This window comes from Yoonia sp. (assembly GCF_036770585.1).
Taxonomy (GTDB): Bacteria; Pseudomonadota; Alphaproteobacteria; order Rhodobacterales; family Rhodobacteraceae; genus Yoonia.
The window spans coordinates 5448-22696 of record NZ_DAIPIW010000039.1 but is presented as its reverse complement, the minus strand read 5'-3'; the positions used below and the strand labels follow the sequence as shown (position 1 = coordinate 22696).

General features: G+C 62.9%; 21 protein-coding genes. 20 read left to right on the top strand and 1 reads right to left on the bottom strand.

All coding sequences use genetic code 11. The features are described 5' to 3' along the window. The 4 genes from msrA to V7N12_RS08690 all read left to right on the top strand — a co-directional run. A partial coding sequence (gene msrA / locus V7N12_RS08705; RefSeq protein WP_333714081.1) for a peptide-methionine (S)-S-oxide reductase MsrA occupies positions 1-477 on the top strand: 477 nt, incomplete at its 5' end. Continuing rightward, positions 470-1195 (top strand): SGNH/GDSL hydrolase family protein, encoded by a 726-nt coding sequence (locus V7N12_RS08700; protein WP_333714079.1) that lies wholly within the window; start codon positions 470-472, stop codon positions 1193-1195. The genes msrA and V7N12_RS08700, both read left to right, overlap by 8 nt. A gap of 49 nt (positions 1196-1244) precedes the next feature. Then, entirely contained in the window at positions 1245-2114 is an 870-nt protein-coding gene (locus tag V7N12_RS08695) for a 50S ribosomal protein L11 methyltransferase (RefSeq protein ID WP_333714077.1), read from the top strand. A gap of 163 nt (positions 2115-2277) precedes the next feature. Beyond that, entirely contained in the window at positions 2278-2565 is a 288-nt protein-coding gene (locus V7N12_RS08690) for a hypothetical protein (protein ID WP_333714075.1), read from the top strand. A 73-nt stretch (positions 2566-2638) separates the two neighbouring features. Here V7N12_RS08690 and V7N12_RS08685 read toward each other — a convergent pair whose 3' ends face one another. Continuing rightward, complete coding sequence (locus tag V7N12_RS08685; protein ID WP_443089951.1) at positions 2639-2854, bottom strand: DUF1127 domain-containing protein; 216 nt, start codon at positions 2852-2854, stop codon at positions 2639-2641. Positions 2855-3158: 304 nt separating this feature from the next. Here V7N12_RS08685 and ruvC point away from each other — a divergent pair, with 304 nt between their 5' ends. The 16 genes from ruvC to V7N12_RS08605 form a co-directional block, all read left to right on the top strand. Continuing rightward, positions 3159-3665, top strand: coding sequence for a crossover junction endodeoxyribonuclease RuvC (ruvC, locus tag V7N12_RS08680; protein WP_333714073.1), 507 nt, complete (start codon positions 3159-3161; stop codon positions 3663-3665). Continuing rightward, positions 3662-4315, top strand: a complete 654-nt coding sequence (gene ruvA, locus V7N12_RS08675) for a Holliday junction branch migration protein RuvA (protein ID WP_333714071.1) — start codon at positions 3662-3664, stop codon at positions 4313-4315. Before ruvC ends, ruvA begins: the two co-directional genes overlap by 4 nt. A 3-nt stretch (positions 4316-4318) precedes the next feature. After that, positions 4319-5200: a GIY-YIG nuclease family protein gene (locus tag V7N12_RS08670; RefSeq protein WP_333714069.1), complete on the top strand. Its 882-nt coding sequence runs from the start codon at positions 4319-4321 to the stop codon at positions 5198-5200. After that, positions 5200-6219, top strand: a complete 1020-nt coding sequence (gene ruvB / locus V7N12_RS08665; RefSeq protein ID WP_333714067.1) for a Holliday junction branch migration DNA helicase RuvB — start codon at positions 5200-5202, stop codon at positions 6217-6219. The genes V7N12_RS08670 and ruvB overlap by 1 nt, the downstream gene beginning before the upstream one ends. Before the next feature lie 49 nt (positions 6220-6268). Continuing rightward, entirely contained in the window at positions 6269-6877 is a 609-nt protein-coding gene (locus V7N12_RS08660; protein WP_443089950.1) for a hypothetical protein, read from the top strand. Further along, positions 6874-7260, top strand: a complete 387-nt coding sequence (gene ybgC, locus V7N12_RS08655) for a tol-pal system-associated acyl-CoA thioesterase (RefSeq protein ID WP_333714063.1) — start codon at positions 6874-6876, stop codon at positions 7258-7260. Before V7N12_RS08660 ends, ybgC begins: the two co-directional genes overlap by 4 nt. A gap of 113 nt (positions 7261-7373) precedes the next feature. Further along, positions 7374-8048, top strand: coding sequence for a protein TolQ (tolQ, locus tag V7N12_RS08650; RefSeq protein ID WP_333714061.1), 675 nt, complete (start codon positions 7374-7376; stop codon positions 8046-8048). 2 nt (positions 8049-8050) lie between these two features. Further along, positions 8051-8521, top strand: coding sequence for an ExbD/TolR family protein (locus V7N12_RS08645; protein WP_333714059.1), 471 nt, complete (start codon positions 8051-8053; stop codon positions 8519-8521). Positions 8522-8524: 3 nt separating this feature from the next. Further along, positions 8525-9637: an energy transducer TonB gene (locus V7N12_RS08640; RefSeq protein ID WP_333714057.1), complete on the top strand. Its 1113-nt coding sequence runs from the start codon at positions 8525-8527 to the stop codon at positions 9635-9637. Positions 9638-9735: 98 nt separating this feature from the next. Further along, entirely contained in the window at positions 9736-11049 is a 1314-nt protein-coding gene (tolB, locus tag V7N12_RS08635; RefSeq protein ID WP_443089949.1) for a Tol-Pal system beta propeller repeat protein TolB, read from the top strand. Between the two features lie 82 nt (positions 11050-11131). Then, a complete protein-coding gene (pal, locus tag V7N12_RS08630) occupies positions 11132-11659 on the top strand; it encodes a peptidoglycan-associated lipoprotein Pal (RefSeq protein ID WP_333714053.1) in 528 nt (175 codons plus the stop codon). A gap of 20 nt (positions 11660-11679) precedes the next feature. Further along, complete coding sequence (gene ybgF / locus V7N12_RS08625; RefSeq protein WP_333714051.1) at positions 11680-12492, top strand: tol-pal system protein YbgF; 813 nt, start codon at positions 11680-11682, stop codon at positions 12490-12492. Beyond that, positions 12483-13736, top strand: a complete 1254-nt coding sequence (gene tilS / locus V7N12_RS08620; RefSeq protein ID WP_333714049.1) for a tRNA lysidine(34) synthetase TilS — start codon at positions 12483-12485, stop codon at positions 13734-13736. Before ybgF ends, tilS begins: the two co-directional genes overlap by 10 nt. An 80-nt stretch (positions 13737-13816) precedes the next feature. After that, on the top strand, positions 13817-15733 hold the full coding sequence (gene ftsH / locus V7N12_RS08615) for an ATP-dependent zinc metalloprotease FtsH (RefSeq protein WP_443089948.1): 1917 nt from the start codon (positions 13817-13819) through the stop codon (positions 15731-15733). Between the two features lie 113 nt (positions 15734-15846). Beyond that, a complete protein-coding gene (locus V7N12_RS08610) occupies positions 15847-16425 on the top strand; it encodes an MOSC domain-containing protein (RefSeq protein ID WP_333714047.1) in 579 nt (192 codons plus the stop codon). A 141-nt stretch (positions 16426-16566) separates the two neighbouring features. Next, positions 16567-17249 (top strand): formate--tetrahydrofolate ligase (locus V7N12_RS08605; RefSeq protein WP_333714046.1); only part of this gene is annotated, 683 nt, incomplete at its 3' end.

The window sequence follows — 17249 nt, the reverse complement described above, 5'->3', positions numbered from 1 at the left end:
GTCGAGCGGATGTTCTGGAAGCTCGACGGTGTGCAATCGACCATGGTCGGCTATGCGGCGGGCTATACGCCCAATCCGACCTATGAAGAGGTCTGCACCGGCAAGACCGGCCACAACGAGGTGGTGCGGGTCGTCTATGACCCTGCCGTGATCTCATACGACGAACTGCTGCGCGTCTTCTGGGAAGGGCATGATCCGACCCAAGGGATGCGGCAGGGCAATGACCGCGGCACACAATACCGGTCGGGCATCTATACCTATTCGGCGGCGCAAAAGGCAGCGGCCGAGGCGTCGAAAGAGGCATTTGCCCCGCGTCTGTCGCAAGCGGGCTATGGCGTCATCACGACCGAAATCCTCGATGCGCCGACCTTCTACTTTGCGGAAAGCTATCACCAGCAGTATCTGGCCAAGAACCCCAACGGCTATTGCGGGATCGGTGGGACAGGCGTGACCTGCCCGATCGGTGTCGGTGTCTGACGGCGCCTTGCGCGGTTATCACCTTGCCTCGCTTATCTTGGCGCCTGTCCTGATCCGGCAGGCCGTCTACGTGCGCAGGACGGTCAGGCTGCTGCCCGAAGCCGAGGGTCCCCGCGAAGGTCAGACGGGAAGCGGGCCGCCGCTGCGTCTGCTGATCATCGGTGATTCGTCAGCCGCCGGTGTCGGTGCGGGGACGCAAGATCGCGCTCTTCTCGGGCAGGTCGTTGCGCGGCTGGCGGAAGAACGCACTGTCCACTACCGCCTGATCGCCCGGTCAGGTGCGCGCACGCGCGACGCGCTGCGCTGGCTTGATGAAATCGAGGGTGCCTTCGATCTGGTGGTGACCGCACTCGGCATCAACGACGTCACCAAGGGGACGGGTCTTCAGGCCTTTCTGCGCCAACAATCGCGGCTTTGGCAGCGGTTGCGGGACGAGCGCGGCGCATCGCTGATTCTTGCCTCGGGTGTGCCGCCCGTGGGCCGCTTTCCGGCATTGCCGCAACCGCTGCGCTGGGTCGTCGGCCAGCGCGCGGCGATCTTCGAGGCCGCCCTGTGCAAGCGTGCCGCAGGGGCGGCGGGGGTTGCTCTTGTCGGGTTTGATCAGCCGCTTGATCCGCGCGAGATGTCCGAGGACGGGTTCCATCCCGGCCCCGAAATCTATCGCAAATGGGCCGAGGCGCTGGTCGCGCGGGCCGCGCTGACACGACCCGTCTCTTGACCGCGCGCCCTTCGCGCCCTAACCGGCAAGGGCAACCCAAGAGGCCCGCATGACCAGCTTTACCGCATTGACCACGATCACCGGCGAAGACGCGGCCTATGGCCTTGCCGAGGTGCTTGAATCGCTTGAGCCGGAACCGATGGGCGTCGGGGTCTTCGAAATCGAGGACGGCTCGGGTCTGTGGGAGGTTGCGGCCTATTTCCTGCAACGCCCCGATGCCGCCGCATTGGCGGTGCTGTCGGCCCTGCACGGGGCCAAGCCGTTCAATATCTCCGAAATCCCCGATCAGGACTGGGTCGCGAAGGTGCAGCGCGAATTGGCGCCGGTCGAAGCGGGGCGCTTTTTCGTCTATGGCAGCCACGATGCGGACAAGGTCCCGAAAGATCGCGTGCCGCTGCTGATCGATGCGGCCATGGCATTCGGGACGGGGCATCACGGCACGACCAAAGGGTGCCTGGAGGCGTTTGACCACCTCGTGTCCGAGGGGTTCTCGGGCGGGCGGATTCTGGATCTTGGCTGTGGGACAGCTGTTCTTGCGATGGCTGCGGCAAAGGTCGTGCAGGGCGCGATCATCGCCAGTGACATCGATCCGGTCGCGATCGAGGTGGCGCAGGCGAATGTCATCGCGAATGGTCTGGCGGGGCGCGTGAATTGTGTCGTGGCCGCAGGGCTTGCCGCGCCCGCCTTGCAGGACGAGGGGCCCTATGACCTGATCTTTGCGAATATCCTCAAAGGTCCGCTTGTGTCGCTTGCCCCTGAAATATCGGCCCAATCGGTCGCGGGTGGACGCTTGATTCTGTCAGGTATCCTGAACGAGCAAGCCGCAGAGGTCACCGCGGTTTATCAACGCAACGGGTTCAATCTGCTGCAAGAAGCGGTGATTGGTGACTGGACCACGCTAATCTTGGGCAAAAAGTGACCTATTCTTGTTGGCCAAAGGTTAGGTTGTCCTGATTCTTCTTGTTTTGGTAGGTTTTCCACCCGATAATACAACGATTAGATAAATTGCTGGAGGGTGTACGGTGCAACCGAACGTCCCATTTGATAAAAGAGTTAAGCAGATCAACCGCCGCCATGAAAAGATGGCCAATGGTGTTGTGCGCCGCGTCAATTCAGACGGGCTGATCGTCGCCCGCCCGCGCGCCTACCGGCCGCGCTTTCCGCTGAAAGGTCTGCTGATCCTTCTGGCGATCGGCTTCCTGTTCAAGGGTTTCCTTTTCGCCTACCTGGGTGAAAGCGGCTATGCCGAAAGGATCGCTTCGCTTCAGGCGGGCACCGCCATGGAACGTGCCGGGGCCTGGGTGATGCAGCCTGATCCGGCAACGCTGGCGATTGCAGGTTTCGTTCAGCCATTGGTCGCAGCGGACTGATCGCGACAGCAGTCTGACAAACGAAAAGGCCGCGCCCATCGGACGCGGCCTTTTGTGTTCGATCGAACCGATCTTAGCGAGAAAGACGCTCGGAGATGTTGTCGATATCGCCTGCGGACAGACCGATATCGTCCAGTTCACGTGCCGAAAGTTTCGACAGCGAGTTGCGGGTCACGCGGGCATCGTTCCATGCGGCGACAGCGCCGAATGCGGAAACGAAGAAACCGGAGATCCGGCCCAATGAAAGGCCGGCAGCGGGGCGGGTTGTTTCAAAAACGGCCATAGCCATTGTCCTTTGGTAATGCTGCATAGCAGCGTGGTATCCGATGAGCGCCAGATAGGAGGCCGAAACAGTGATTGCCAGTGTCATTTTTACATGGGTCATATGCGTTTTTTGCATGTCTCCGAATTCCGACAGAAATGTGACGAACGCCTTATTTAAAAGGGCAATCCCGCGTCGCTTTCAGCCGTTCAGGGGGCGTATTCGGGACAAATTCAACCAAGGTAGCGGCATCGCGGACGCGTAACGCGCTTGGCCTGTGTTCGCGTTTTGTGCTAGCAATTTTGCAACAGAAATGAAACCGAGGCGAGCAATGCGCATTTTGGGGATCGATCCGGGCCTGCGCAACATGGGGTGGGGGGTCATCGACGTCTCGGGTTCCCGAATCAGCCATGTTGCCAATGGTGTCTGCCACTCGCAGGCTGGTGATCTTGCGCCCCGCCTTTTGTCGCTGCATCAGCAACTGACCGAAATCTTCGTGACATACCGTCCCGACGCCGCCGCGGTCGAGCAGACCTTCGTGAACAAGGATGGCGTCGCCACGCTGAAACTGGGGCAGGCGCGGGCGATTGCGCTGCTGGTGCCGGCGCAGGCGGGTGTCGAGATCGGCGAATATGCACCCAACGCGGTCAAGAAGGCCGTCGTCGGTGTCGGCCATGCCGCCAAGCAGCAGATCGAACACATGGTAAAGATCCAGTTGCCGGGCGTGCAGCTTGCAGGACCGGATGCCGCCGACGCGCTGGCCATTGCAATCTGCCACGCGTTCCACGCGCAATCCCAAAACACGCTGGCAGCGGCCCTTGCGAGGGCGGGGGCATGATCGGCAAGATTGCCGGTCGGCTGGATTATCGCGCGGCGGATCATGTGCTGATCGACGTGCGCGGTGTGGGCTACATCGTTTATGTCTCGGATCGGGTGATGGCCGGATTGCCCCGCAACGGCGAGGCTGTGGCGCTCTATACCGATCTTTTGGTGCGCGAGGACAACCTCCAGCTTTTCGGCTTCACCTCGCTGGTGGAAAAGGAATGGCACCGCCTGCTGATGTCGGTGCAGGGGATCGGGGCGAAGGCCTCGTTGGCGATTTTGGGGACATTGGGGGCGGATGGCGTCAGCCGCGCGATTGCGCTGGGCGACTGGAACGCGATCGCCAAAGCCAAGGGCGTCGGGCCGAAGACGGCACAGCGCGTCGCCATCGAACTCAAGGACAAGGCCCCATCCGTGATGGCCATGGGCGGCGCATTGGCCGAGGCAACCGGCGACGCGGTGATCGAGGATGCGCGCGTGGTCAAGGCGGCAACGCCCCCGCGCGCGAACCCGGCCCAGGCCGAGGCCCTGTCGGCGCTGGCCAACCTCGGCTACGGACCGGGCGAGGCGGCCAGTGCCGTGGCAGAGGCACGCGGGGCCGATCCCGACGCCGATACATCGACCCTGATCCGCGCCGCCTTGAAGCTCTTGGCACCGAAGGGGTAGGTGGTGCAGCTTGCAGATGTCTTGAAAACTACAGGACTGGAACTGCAGACGGTTGCTGTCGTCCTGCACTCTAGCAGACTGCAGCCCCTCCGACGTATGTTTCCCGCATTGGCTTATGAGCGCCCAGATCTTTTTGAAGCCTATCAGTCTGTCCATGCGGCCCGGGCAGCGTCCACTTTGTACAAGCGGAGGTTCTTCACAAGCTTCATTCCCTTGTCGGAGGGAACAATGCTGTTTGTGGGTCTCTTTGAGATCGTATCTGTGTCGGAGAAACTCACTACAGAGATTTACTGCGATCGAAGATTTCGAGAACTAGAACTTGACTACGGCGCGACAGATACAGCGCCATCAATCAACACCGCTCGGTTTGAAACGCAGCTGCATTTCGAGACAGCATTGACGGACCACCTCACCGACCTTCGTTTTCGTCTGAAGATCGGTGTGCCGGTAGGGCGGACATATGTGAGGTTGGCTGAGAACCTGAACGCACCGATACTCGAGTTGGCCCCTGAAGCGATCACCGCTCCGCCAGCTCCAGACTGGGAGACTTTTGTTGTTCCACCTGGCACAATGAAGACTTTGCCGAAATCGTGGCGCGAAAAGCTGCAACACTGGCGCGGTGTCTACCTAATCATCGATGAGACCGATGGTGCACGGTATGTTGGCTCCGCTTATGGCCATGAGAATCTTTACGGCCGTTGGCAAGCACATACGAGCGGTAGCCTAGGCGTCACTGCAAACCTGAAACAACGAGACCCCAACAGATTCCGGTTCTCCATATTGCAACTACTTTCACCGGCGGCGACGGCTAACGAAGTGGTATCGGTCGAGAATTCGTGGAAAGAGCGGTTACATACCCGCGTGTTCGGGCTAAACGAAAACTAATGCAACACCCCGATCCCACCCTTCGCCCCGAGGCGCAGCCCGAGGACGCCGACCGCGCCTTGCGGCCGCAGACGCTGGATGCCTTCATCGGCCAGCGCGAGGCGCGCGCGAACCTGTCGGTCTTCATCGAAAGTGCCCGCAGGCGGGGCGAGGCGATGGATCATACCCTGTTTCACGGCCCCCCCGGTCTGGGCAAGACGACGCTGGCGCAGATCATGGCGCGCGAGTTGGGGGTGAATTTCCGCTTGACCTCGGGTCCGGTGCTGGCCAAGGCGGGTGATCTGGCGGCGATCCTGACCAACCTCGAAGCACGCGATGTGCTGTTCATCGACGAGATTCACCGGCTCAACCCTGCGGTGGAAGAGGTGCTTTACCCCGCGCTCGAGGATTTCGAGCTTGATCTGGTGATTGGTGAAGGGCCCGCTGCGCGCACCGTGCGGATCGAATTGCAGCCCTTCACGCTTGTGGGTGCGACGACCCGCATGGGTCTGCTGACGACGCCCCTGCGCGACCGTTTCGGCATCCCCACGCGGCTGGAGTTCTATTCCGAGGACGAGTTGCACGAGATCGTCACGCGCGGTGCCCGCCTGCTGGGGGCGCCTGCTGCGCCGGAAGGGGCGCGCGAGATTGCCCGCCGCGCCCGCGGGACACCGCGGATTGCGGGGCGGTTGCTGCGCCGCGTCGTGGATTTCGCGATTGTCGAGGGCGACGGCACCGTCACCCAAGCGATTGCGGACCGCGCCCTGACGCGGCTTGGCGTCGATCATCTGGGGCTCGACAATGCCGACCGCCGCTATCTGCGCCTGATTGCCGAAAGCTATGCAGGCGGGCCGGTCGGGATCGAGACCTTGTCGGCGGCATTGTCGGAAAGCCGCGACAGTCTGGAAGATGTGATCGAACCCTATCTTTTGCAGAAAGGCCTGATCCAGCGCACCCCGCGCGGGCGGATGCTGGCGCAGGCGGCGTGGACGCATCTGGGGCTGGCGGCACCGAAAGGGCAGACGGACCTGTTTGGCTGATCGGCCCGATACCTCGGACGGGAGTATTTGAAACAAGATGACAAGCGATATGGCCTCCTATTTCACACGCTCTGACGGTGCATATGTCTTTGCCCGCTGGGGGCGGCCGATCGTGCCGGTTGTCTTTGGCATGCAGGACGCGACATTGTCGGTCTTCAAGGGCGCGATCGAGGCGGTGGTGGCCCTCGCGGGTCACAAGATGGCCGAGACCGATCCCGAGCTTGGCGCGAACCTGATGGTCTTCTTTTGCCGTGACTGGTCCGAATTGGAAGACGTGCCGCATCTGGACAGCCTTGTCCCTGACCTGAAACCGCTGGTCGCGCGCTTGCAGGGGGCCGATGCCAACCAATACCGCATTTTCCGCTTCGACGACGCCCGCGCGATCCGCGCGGCCTTTGTCTTTTTGCGGATGGACGATCACCTCGCGGCGGTCCCGGCCGAGACGCTGGCGCTGAGCCAGGCGGTGCAGACGATCCTTTTGTGGTCGGACAGGGCTTTCATGGATGGGTCACCTTTGGCGGTGATCAAGGGCAACGCCGTTCTGCGGCCGGAGGTGGCGGATGTGATCCGTGCGGCCTATGATCCGGTCATGCCGTCCTTTGCCGATGACCCCAGCCATGCCATGCGCCTTGCCGCGCGGATCAGGGTGCCCTCATGATCCATCGCTTTCCGGTTCGCGTTTACTATGAAGACACCGATCTGGCGGGGATCGTCTATTATGCCAATTACCTCAGATTCATCGAACGCGCGCGCAGCGAGTGGGTGAAAGAGCTGGGCGTCGATCAGGTGCAGATGAAGGCCGAGGGGCTGGTTTTTGCGGTCCGGCGGGTCGAGGCGGATTATCTGGCACCGGCCCGTTTCGACGATGATCTGGTGGTCGAAACGCGGATGGAGCCGGGGTCGGGCGTGCGGCTTGTCGTGCGGCAGGATGTCAAGAAGGGCGAAAACCTGCTGTTTTCGGCGCTTGTCACGATCATCTGCATGACCCCCGAGGGGGCCGTTGCTCGTCTTCCGGCGGCGATCCGCCGCTCGGTCCATTAGCACCCAGCGTCATTTCGCAGATGTGATGCGGGATATATTGGATTTCCGCCAAGCAATCGCGTAGTCTGCTGCCATATCAGAGCCCATAATCGGGCCAGAGGCAGAGCAGGCACATGGAAGCAGCACACGAATTCACAATGTGGGCATTGTTCGCGCGCGCGACAATTACCGTCAAAATCGTCATGATCATGCTGATCGTAGCCTCGGTCTGGTGCTGGGCTGTCATCATCGACAAGACCTTGCAATACCGCCGGGCGCGGGCCGAGGCCGAAATCTTCGACCGCGCCTTCTGGTCCGGCGAGCCGCTGGATGGGCTGTTCGAAGAGATCGGCCCCGATCCTGACGGGGCGTCCGAAAAGATATTCGCCGCAGGCATGCTGGAATGGCGCAGGTCCCATCGCGAGGATGGCGGGCTGATCGCCAATGCCACCGCACGGATCGACCGGTCGATGGATGTGGCCATCGCGAAAGAGGCCGCACGGCTGCAAAAGAGCCTGCCGATCCTTGCGACTGTCGGGTCCACCGCCCCCTTCGTCGGTCTCTTCGGGACCGTCTGGGGCATCATGAATGCCTTTATCGAGATCGCCGAAGCGCAGACGACCAACCTTGCCGTTGTTGCGCCCGGGATTGCCGAGGCGCTTTTGGCGACAGGTCTGGGCCTGCTGGCCGCTATTCCGGCGGTGATCTACTACAACAAGTTGTCGTCCGACAGCGACCGGATCGTCAGCGGATACGAGGCCTTTGCCGATGAATTCGCGACCATCCTCAGCCGCCAGCTGGACAGCTGACGATGGGGGCAGGCGTAATCCAGGGTGGCGGCGACGGCGGCAGAAGACAGCGCCGCCGTTCGCGTCGCAGTTCCCCGATGTCAGAGATCAACGTCACGCCTTTCGTGGATGTGATGATGGTGCTGTTGATCATCTTCATGGTCGCGGCACCCCTGTCGATTGTCGGGGTGCCGGTGGAATTGCCGGAAACCGCCGCGACGGCACTGCCCGGCGATGAAGAAGAACCGCTGACAGTCACCGTCACCAATGATGGCCGCGTGATGATTCAGGAAACCGAGGTCGAGGTCGCGGCGCTTGTCACCCGCCTGCAGGCCATCGCCGCCGAGCGCAACAGCAACAAGATTTTCCTGCGCGCCGATGGCCGCAACGACTGGAACAGGGTTGCAATGATCATGGGGCTGCTCAATGCGGGCGGGTTTTCGGACATTGGTCTTGTGACAGACACCATGCCCATGGATGGCGCAGACGGATAAGCCATGGCGACGCCCGGCACGATCATCTCTACAGCAGGCCACATCGGTCTGATCGGCTGGCTGATTGTCGGCTGGGGGATGAATGCCGCCCCGCTGCGGATCGAGACGATGGATGTCTCGGTCATCTCGGGCGAGGAATTCGATCAGTTGCGCGCCGCACGCACACCCGAGCCGGGAACAGGCGAGCCTGCCCCGCCCGCGCAGCCGCTCGTCTCTGAAACACCGCCGCCGCCTGTGGCCGAGACCCCCGCCGAGACGCCGCCGCCGCCTGCGCCTGTCACGCCTCCGGTCAGCGAAACGCCGCCGCCGCCGCCGCCGCCTCCGGCCGAGGCAGAGGTGGCGGACACACCGCCCGCACCTGCCGTTCCCGAACCGACGCCGCCTTTGCCCGACCTGCCGGAAAGCGACACGCCGACACCGCCACGCGCGCCGACCGTCGCTTCGACGCTGAATGCGCCGCCGCCACCCGATGCAGCGGTTGATGATGTCGTGCGTGACGCGGTGGTTCCCGACGATAGCGCTGCGGCCGAAGTCGTCGCCGAAGAGCAAGTGGCGACCGCACCGGAAGAGACCACGACCCAGATCGTGCCAGAGGATTTGGCCCCAACGACCTCTGCACGTCCACAGACGCGGCCAAGCCGGCCCGCACCACAACCGGAACCTGCCGCGGTCGCCGAGACCGCGCCGACACCACCCGCGCCGCAGGAACAGGCGCCCGCGCCACCGCAGGATGACGTAGCCGCAGCGCTCGAGTCCGCACTCAGCACGCCCAGTCCCGGCCCTGCTGTCGCAGCCGGGCCGCCGATGACGGGATCCGAGCGGGACAGCTTCCGACTTGCGGTCAATCGCTGCTGGAACGTGGACCCCGGCTCGGTGGCGGCACGGGTCACTGTCGAGGTCGGGTTCAGTCTGGATCGCGACGGCACGGTGCGCGGCAACGAGGTGCGCCTGCTGTCATCCGACGGTGATCAATCCGCGACAAACACGGCATTCGAGGCGGCGCGCCGCGCGATTCTGCGCTGCCAGTCGGGGGGCTATGACCTTCCGGCCGACAAATACGACCAATGGCAGGACGTTGTGATCACCTTTGATCCCAGCGGGATGCGGTTGCGGTAGGCGATGACATGCGCAGGTTTGTGAGTGGACAGATTACATCGGCGCGGTTGAAATGATAGAAGGCGATTGGGCCATAGGTCCCGAGTGAGGCAGAGATGATGAAACGACTGATGACACTTCTGGTGGCCCTCCTGCTTGCAGGACCGGTCATGGCGCAGAGCGGCCCACTGAGACTGACGATCACTGACGGGGTGATCGAGCCGATCACCTTTGCCGCTCCGGTCTTTCAGGCCGAAACGGCGGGGGCGGAACAGCTTGCCAGCGATATTTCTCGCCTTGTGGTGCAGAATCTGGCGGGCACGGGCCTCTTCCGCGAGATACCTTCGGGCGCCTTCATCAGCCAGATCTCTTCTTTTTCGCAGCCAGTCTCTTTTCCCGACTGGCGGGCGATCAATGCCCAGGCCCTTGTGACGGGTGCGGTTGCGGTCAATGGCACGCAGATGACCGTCAAGTTCCGTCTCTATGATGTCTTTTCGGGGCAAGAGCTGGGGCAGGGGCTGCAATTTGTGGGCACGACGGACGGCTGGCGTCGCATGGGCCACAAGGTGGCCGACGCCGTCTATAGCCGCATCACCGGCGAGGGCGGCTATTTCGACAGCCGTGTGGTTTTCGTCGCCGAAAGCGGCCCGAAGGACAACCGCCAGAAGCGCCTCGCGATCATGGATTATGACGGGGCCAACGTGCAGTTCCTGACCGACAGCAGCACGATCGTTCTTGCCCCGCGCTTTTCACCCAACGGCGACCGCGTGCTTTTCACCAGCTTCGAGTCCGGCTTTCCGCGCATCAATGTCCTGAATGTTGCCACGGTCGGACGCCAGCAACTGCCGACTGCCCCGGGCGAGATGGCGTTTTCGCCGCGCTTCTCGCGCGATGGTCAGTCGGTGATCTACAGTCTTTCGAATGGCGGCAATACCGATATCTACCGCACCGATCTGAACACCGGCCAGCACTCGCGGCTGACGTCCGCCCCCTCGATCGAGACGGCACCCAGCCTCTCGCCCGACGGCAGCCAGATCGTCTTTGAAAGTGACCGCTCGGGGTCGCAGCAGCTTTACATCATGTCCGCCAACGGCGGCGAGGCGCGGCGGATTTCCTTTGGGCCCGGGCGCTATGGCACCCCCGTCTGGTCGCCGCGTGGCGATCTGGTGGCCTTCACCAAGCAGAACGCAGGCCGGTTTCATATCGGGGTGATGCGCACGGACGGGTCCGAAGAGCGGTTGCTGACCTCGTCCTTCCTTGATGAGGGCCCGACATGGTCGCCCAATGGCCGCGTGATCATGTTCAGCCGCGAAACCCAAGGTGCGGCGGGGTCGACCTCGCTTTATTCGGTGGATATCTCGGGCCGCAACCTGCGGGCCGTGCCGCTGCAAAGCGGGGCGTCCGATCCGTCGTGGGGACCGTTGCAGCCGTAATGATGTGTGATTCCCCCGGACGGAAAGCCGTGCTAGGGTCACCCCAAGAATAAACGAGCAGTTCATAAACAGGATGAAACCCATGACAGTCTTTTCCAAAGTGACAGCCCTGCTGCTGATCCTGGCGACAGCCGCCTGCACCAACCCCAACCGCTTTGGTGGTGGTGCCGGTGGGGTGAATGGTCAGGGCGGGGCAAACGGTCTGAACGCAGGTCTGGCCGGTTCGGCCAGCGATCCCACCAGCCCCGCCTACTTCAACCAGACCATCGGTGACCGTGTTCTCTTCGCGGTGGACCAGTCCACGATCTCGCCGACAGGACAGGCGATCCTTGACGGTCAGGCCCGCTGGCTTCTGGCCAACGCCGACTACCGCGCCGTGATCGAAGGACACGCCGACGAACAGGGCACACGCGAATACAACCTCGCCCTGGGCTTCCGCCGTGCCAATGCGGTGCGCGAATATCTGGTGTCGCGCGGCGTGCCGGCCAACCGCCTCGAGGTGACCAGCTTCGGCAAAGAGCGTCCGATCCAGATCTGTTCCGACGAATCGTGCTATTCGCAGAACCGTCGGGCCGTGACCGTCTTGTCGTTCTCGGCTATCACAAGCTGAACAAGACCGAAGGACCCCCAATGCTGCACCGTTTCATCGTTACCTGCGCCCTTTTGCTGACACCGCTGCCTGCCATCGCGCAGGGCGAGACCCTGGCAGACATCCGGCAGGAACTGGCGGTGCTGTTTGTCGAGGTCCAGCGCCTCAATCGGGAATTGTCGACCACAGGTGGCCTGACCACCGGTCCGGTCGGCAACACCCCGCTGGAGCGTCTGAACGCGATCGAGGCAGAGTTGCAGCGGCTGACGTCGCGCTCGGAAGAGCTGGAGTTCCGGATCAACCGGATCACGGCGGACGCCAACAACAGGATCGGCGATCTGAATTTCCGCCTGTGCGAGTTGGAACCGGCCTGCGATATCGGCCAATTGGACGATACGCCGCTGGGCGGGCTGGAAATCACCGGAACGCCAACCACAATGGTCGTTCCCGATACTGGTGGTCCCGCGCTGGCGATCGGCGAGCAGGGCGATTACGACCGTGCACGGGCGGCCTTGGATGCGGGCGACTATCAGGGGGCGGTGGATCAACTTGCGTCCTTCGTGACCAGTTACCCCGGCAGCCCCCTGACGGCACGGGTCCAGTTCATGCGTGGCGAAGCACTTGAGGGGCTGGGCCGCACGACGGATGCGGCCCGCGCCTATCTTGAATCGTTTTCCGGCAATCCTGCCGGACCGGTCGCCCCTGACGCGCTTTACAAGCTTGGGGCCTCGCTTGGCCGGATCGGGCAGATACAGGACGCCTGCCTGACGCTGGCCGAGGTGAACGTCCGCTTTCCCGGCCATCCGACAGTCGCAGTGGCACAGGCCGAAATGCGCGCCTTTGGATGCCAGTAGCGCAGCTTCTGGAACAAAGATTTGCTGATGCGGTGGCTGCATTCGGCGACCTTCCGACACCGATCATTCTGGCCGTCTCCGGGGGCGGCGACTCGACCGCTTTGATGTATCTGGCCGCGCAGGTGGTCCCGCGCGAGGCTTTGGTGGTCGTATCGGTCAACCACGGACTTCGTGCCGGGGCCACCGAAGAGATCGCGCAGGTCGCGCGCCAGGCCCATGCACTTGGTCTGACGCATCACATCGAAGACTGGGCGTGGTCAGGGCAGGGCAACCTGCAAGCGGCGGCACGGGAGGGGCGATGGGCCTGCCTGCGGCGGATCGCGGTTGCGCAGGGCGCGCGGTGGGTCTGGACGGGCCACACCGAAGATGATCAGCTTGAAACCGCCCTGATGCGCCTTGCCCGCGGGTCGGGGGTGGACGGTCTTGCCGGTATGTCGCGACGATCCCTGCGCGATGGCCTGATGATCGGACGCCCGCTCTTGGGCATCACGCGCGATGACTTGCGCGAATGGTTGACCGGAAACGGGATCGGCTGGAGCGATGACCCAAGCAATGACGACCCCGGCTTCGACCGCATCCGCGCGCGCCAGATGTTGCCACAGCTCGCCGCGCTGGGCCTGACCCGCAAGCGGCTTTTGCAGACCGTCGATCACATGCAGGCGGCGCGTATGTCGCTGCAATTGGCAGCGCAGACCTTTGCGCGCGACCATGTCAGACAAACGGCGGGGGATTTGCTGGTGTCGGAAGCGGCGCTGGAGCTTGGGGGCGCGGACGTCCCGCGCCGCGTCTTCGCAGCCGCTGTGTGCTGGGTCGCTGGCCAGACCTACCGACCGCGCTTTGTGCAATTGCGAAAGGCGGCTGACGATGCACGATCGGGCCGGACAGTGACACTGGGCGGCGTCCTGATCTCGCCCGAGGCCGCCGGGTCTGTCAGGCTGACACGCGAGGCAGCCGCCACCGACGAGACGATCCTGACCGCAGGACAGGAAGTGATCCGCTGGGATCACCGTTGGCAGATTGCCGGTCCGTTCCTGCCGGGGATGTCTGTCCGCGCCTTGGGTGAGGCGGTGCAGGACTGCCCTGACTGGCGCGCCACGCGATTGCCCCGCACCACGCTTTTGGCGACGCCGTCGGTCTGGCAGGACGGCAGCCTGATCGCGGCACCGCTGGCAGGACTGGGCAACGGCTGGTCTGCGCGCATTGTCGCGGATTTCCATTCTGGGGCGTTTCCCATTGAAGATTAGGCATTGGTCTCTATTTTAGACGAAACGCTTGTGACGCGACTCTGTCGCTCCACTTCCCGATCACTGAAGGAGCATCCCCCTTGGGCAACGCGCGTAATATGGTTTTTTGGGTCGTCCTGTTCCTGATGGTTCTGGCCCTGTTCAACCTCTTCAGCAGCCCGCCGGGCAGCACGAATTCCCAGGCACGCAGCTATTCCGAATTCGTTCAGGCTGTGCGGTCCGGCAATGTCTCCGAGGTTGTCATCGACGGGGAAACCGTTCGGTTTGTCGAAGGAAACCGCACCTTCACGACGATCAAACCGCAGGATGCCGAGATCACCAACCTGCTGATCGACTCTGGCGTGCCTGTCGAAGCGCGTAGCCAGGAAGAATCCGTGTTCCAAGCCTTCCTGCTCAGCATTCTGCCGTTCCTGCTGCTGATCGGTGTCTGGGTCTACTTCATGAACCGGATGCAGGGTGGTGGCCGTGGCGGTGCGATGGGCTTTGGCAAGAGCCGTGCAAAGCTGCTGACCGAAAAGCATGGTCGCGTGACCTTCGATGATGTGGCCGGCATCGATGAGGCCAAGGAAGAACTGGAAGAGATCGTCGAGTTTCTGCGCAATCCGCAGAAGTTCAGCCGCCTCGGCGGCAAGATCCCCAAGGGTGCGCTGCTTGTCGGGCCTCCGGGGACAGGTAAGACCCTGCTGGCCCGCGCCATCGCGGGCGAGGCCGGTGTGCCGTTCTTCACCATCTCGGGGTCGGACTTTGTGGAAATGTTCGTCGGTGTGGGTGCCTCGCGCGTGCGCGACATGTTCGAACAGGCCAAGAAGAATGCGCCCTGCATCGTCTTTATCGACGAAATCGACGCCGTAGGCCGGTCCCGTGGGGCGGGTTACGGCGGCGGCAACGACGAGCGGGAACAGACGTTGAACCAGCTTTTGGTCGAGATGGACGGGTTCGAGGCCAATGAAGGCGTCATCATCGTCGCGGCCACGAACCGCCGCGATGTGCTTGACCCGGCACTCTTGCGTCCGGGCCGTTTCGACCGTCAGGTCACGGTGCCCAATCCCGATATCAAGGGCCGCGAAAAGATCCTTGGCGTGCACGCCCGCAAGATCCCGCTGGGTCCTGACGTAGACCTGCGCATCATCGCGCGCGGCACGCCGGGGTTCTCGGGTGCGGATCTGGCGAACCTTGTGAACGAGGCGGCCTTGATGGCGGCCCGTGTTGGGCGCCGGTTCGTCACCATGATCGACTTCGAATCCGCCAAGGACAAGGTCATGATGGGGGCCGAGCGGCGCTCGATGGTGATGACCGCCGAACAGAAGGAAATGACCGCCTACCACGAGGCTGGCCATGCCGTCGTCGGGATCAGCCTGCCGAAGTGTGATCCGGTCTACAAGGCGACGATCATTCCGCGCGGTGGTGCGCTGGGCATGGTGATGAGCCTGCCGGAAATGGACCGCCTCAACATGTTCAAGGACGAATGCCACCAGCGTCTGGCGATGACGATGGCAGGCAAGGCCGCAGAGATCATCAAATATGGTGCCGATCAGGTCTCGAACGGCCCCGCAGGCGATATCCAGCAGGCCAGCCAGTTGGCCCGCGCCATGGTGCTGCGCTGGGGGATGTCCGACAAGGTCGGCAACATCGACTACGCCGAGGCGCATGAAGGCTATTCGGGCAATACGGCGGGTCTGTCGGTTTCTGCCAGCACCAAAGAGCTGATCGAGGAAGAGGTGCGTTCGTTCATTCAGCAGGGCTACGAAACCGCGCGCAACATCCTGTTGGAAAAGAACGAAGAGTTCGAGCGTCTCGCGCAAGGTTTGCTGGAATATGAAACCCTCACCGGGGACGAGATCAAGCGGGTGATGGCGGGCGAACCGCCGCATATCGGCCCGGACGCCGATGATACGCCGCCTGCAGGCGGCACGCCTTCGGTGACGGCGATCCCCAAGACCAAGCCCAAGAAGCCGCGCGCGTCTGACGGCGGGATGGAACCGGAACCCTCGACCTGATCCAGACGGACGCCGCCCCTCGGGGCGGCGTTTTTCGTTGTGCGCGTGATTTGGGTTGTCTCGGGCGCAGGGTGTCCGATACTGCCGCTGACAACGCCAGAACGGAGACCCCGATGCCCGCCCTTACCCCAACGGAAATCACCGGAACGATTGTCTGGATCGGCTTGGTCGCGGATCGTGACGCGGCACTTGCCTCCAGTGGTCTGGACGAGGCGCAGCTTACCTTTGCGGGCATCCCCGGCGAGGCGCATGGCGGCCTGACGCGCCCGTCCTGCAGCCGTGTCGTCAGCCAGCATCCACGCGGCACCGAGATCCGAAACGTCCGGCAGTTGTCCGTGGTTTCGGCCGAAGAGCTTGCCGCGATTGCCGCCGCTTGTGGGTTGGACGCGCTGAACCCTGCCCTGATCGGCGCCTCGCTGATGATCAGCGGTATCCCCGACTTTACCCATCTGCCGCCCTCATCGCGGTTGCAGATGCCGGATGGTGCGACGCTGGTCGTGGATATGGAAAACCGCCCCTGCCATCTGCCTGCCAAGCCGATCAATGCGGCCCATCCGGGGGCAGGTGACAAGTTCAAGGCCGCTGCCAAGGGCAAGCGCGGCGTCACCGCTTGGGTCGAACGTGAGGGGAAGATGCGCATCGGCGACACGGTCCGCCTGCATGTGCCGGACCAACGCGCCTGGCAGCCTTAGGTTTCTGATCCGAAACGGAAGCGGCGCTCTTCGCCGATTCCGGCGATGAATATGTCGCAATCACCGTTCATGGCGCCAAGCGCAGCCGCTAGAAGCGGCCTGAACAACACCGGCGCAAGCCAAGGATCAGGGAAGCCATCCATGGAATACAAATCCGATATCGAGATCGCCCGCGCGGCCAGCAAGCGTCCCATTCAGGACATCGGTGCCAAGCTGGGCATCGACAGCGACGATCTGCTGCCTTACGGCCACGACAAGGCCAAGGTCAGCCAGCGCCTGATCGACAGCGTGCAGGACCGCGCCGACGGCAAGCTGATCCTTGTCACCGCGATCAACCCGACCCCCGCCGGCGAGGGCAAGACGACCACGACCGTCGGTCTGGGTGACGGGCTGAATGCCATCGGCAAGAAGGCGGCGATCTGCATTCGCGAAGCCTCGCTCGGGCCATGCTTCGGCATGAAGGGTGGCGCTGCCGGTGGCGGCTATGCGCAGGTCGTGCCGATGGAGGACATGAACCTGCACTTCACCGGTGACTTCCACGCGATCACCTCGGCCCACAACCTGCTGTCGGCGATGATCGACAACCACATCTATTGGGGCAATGAACTGGATATCGACATCCGCCGCGTCGTCTGGCGCCGTGTGATGGACATGAACGACCGCGCCCTGCGCCAGATCACCGCCAGCCTGGGTGGTGTCGCCAACGGTTTCCCGCGCGAGGCAGGTTTCGACATCACCGTCGCCTCCGAGGTCATGGCGATCCTGTGTCTTGCCCGCAACCTCGACGATCTGCAAAAGCGTCTGGGTGATATCATCGTCGCCTA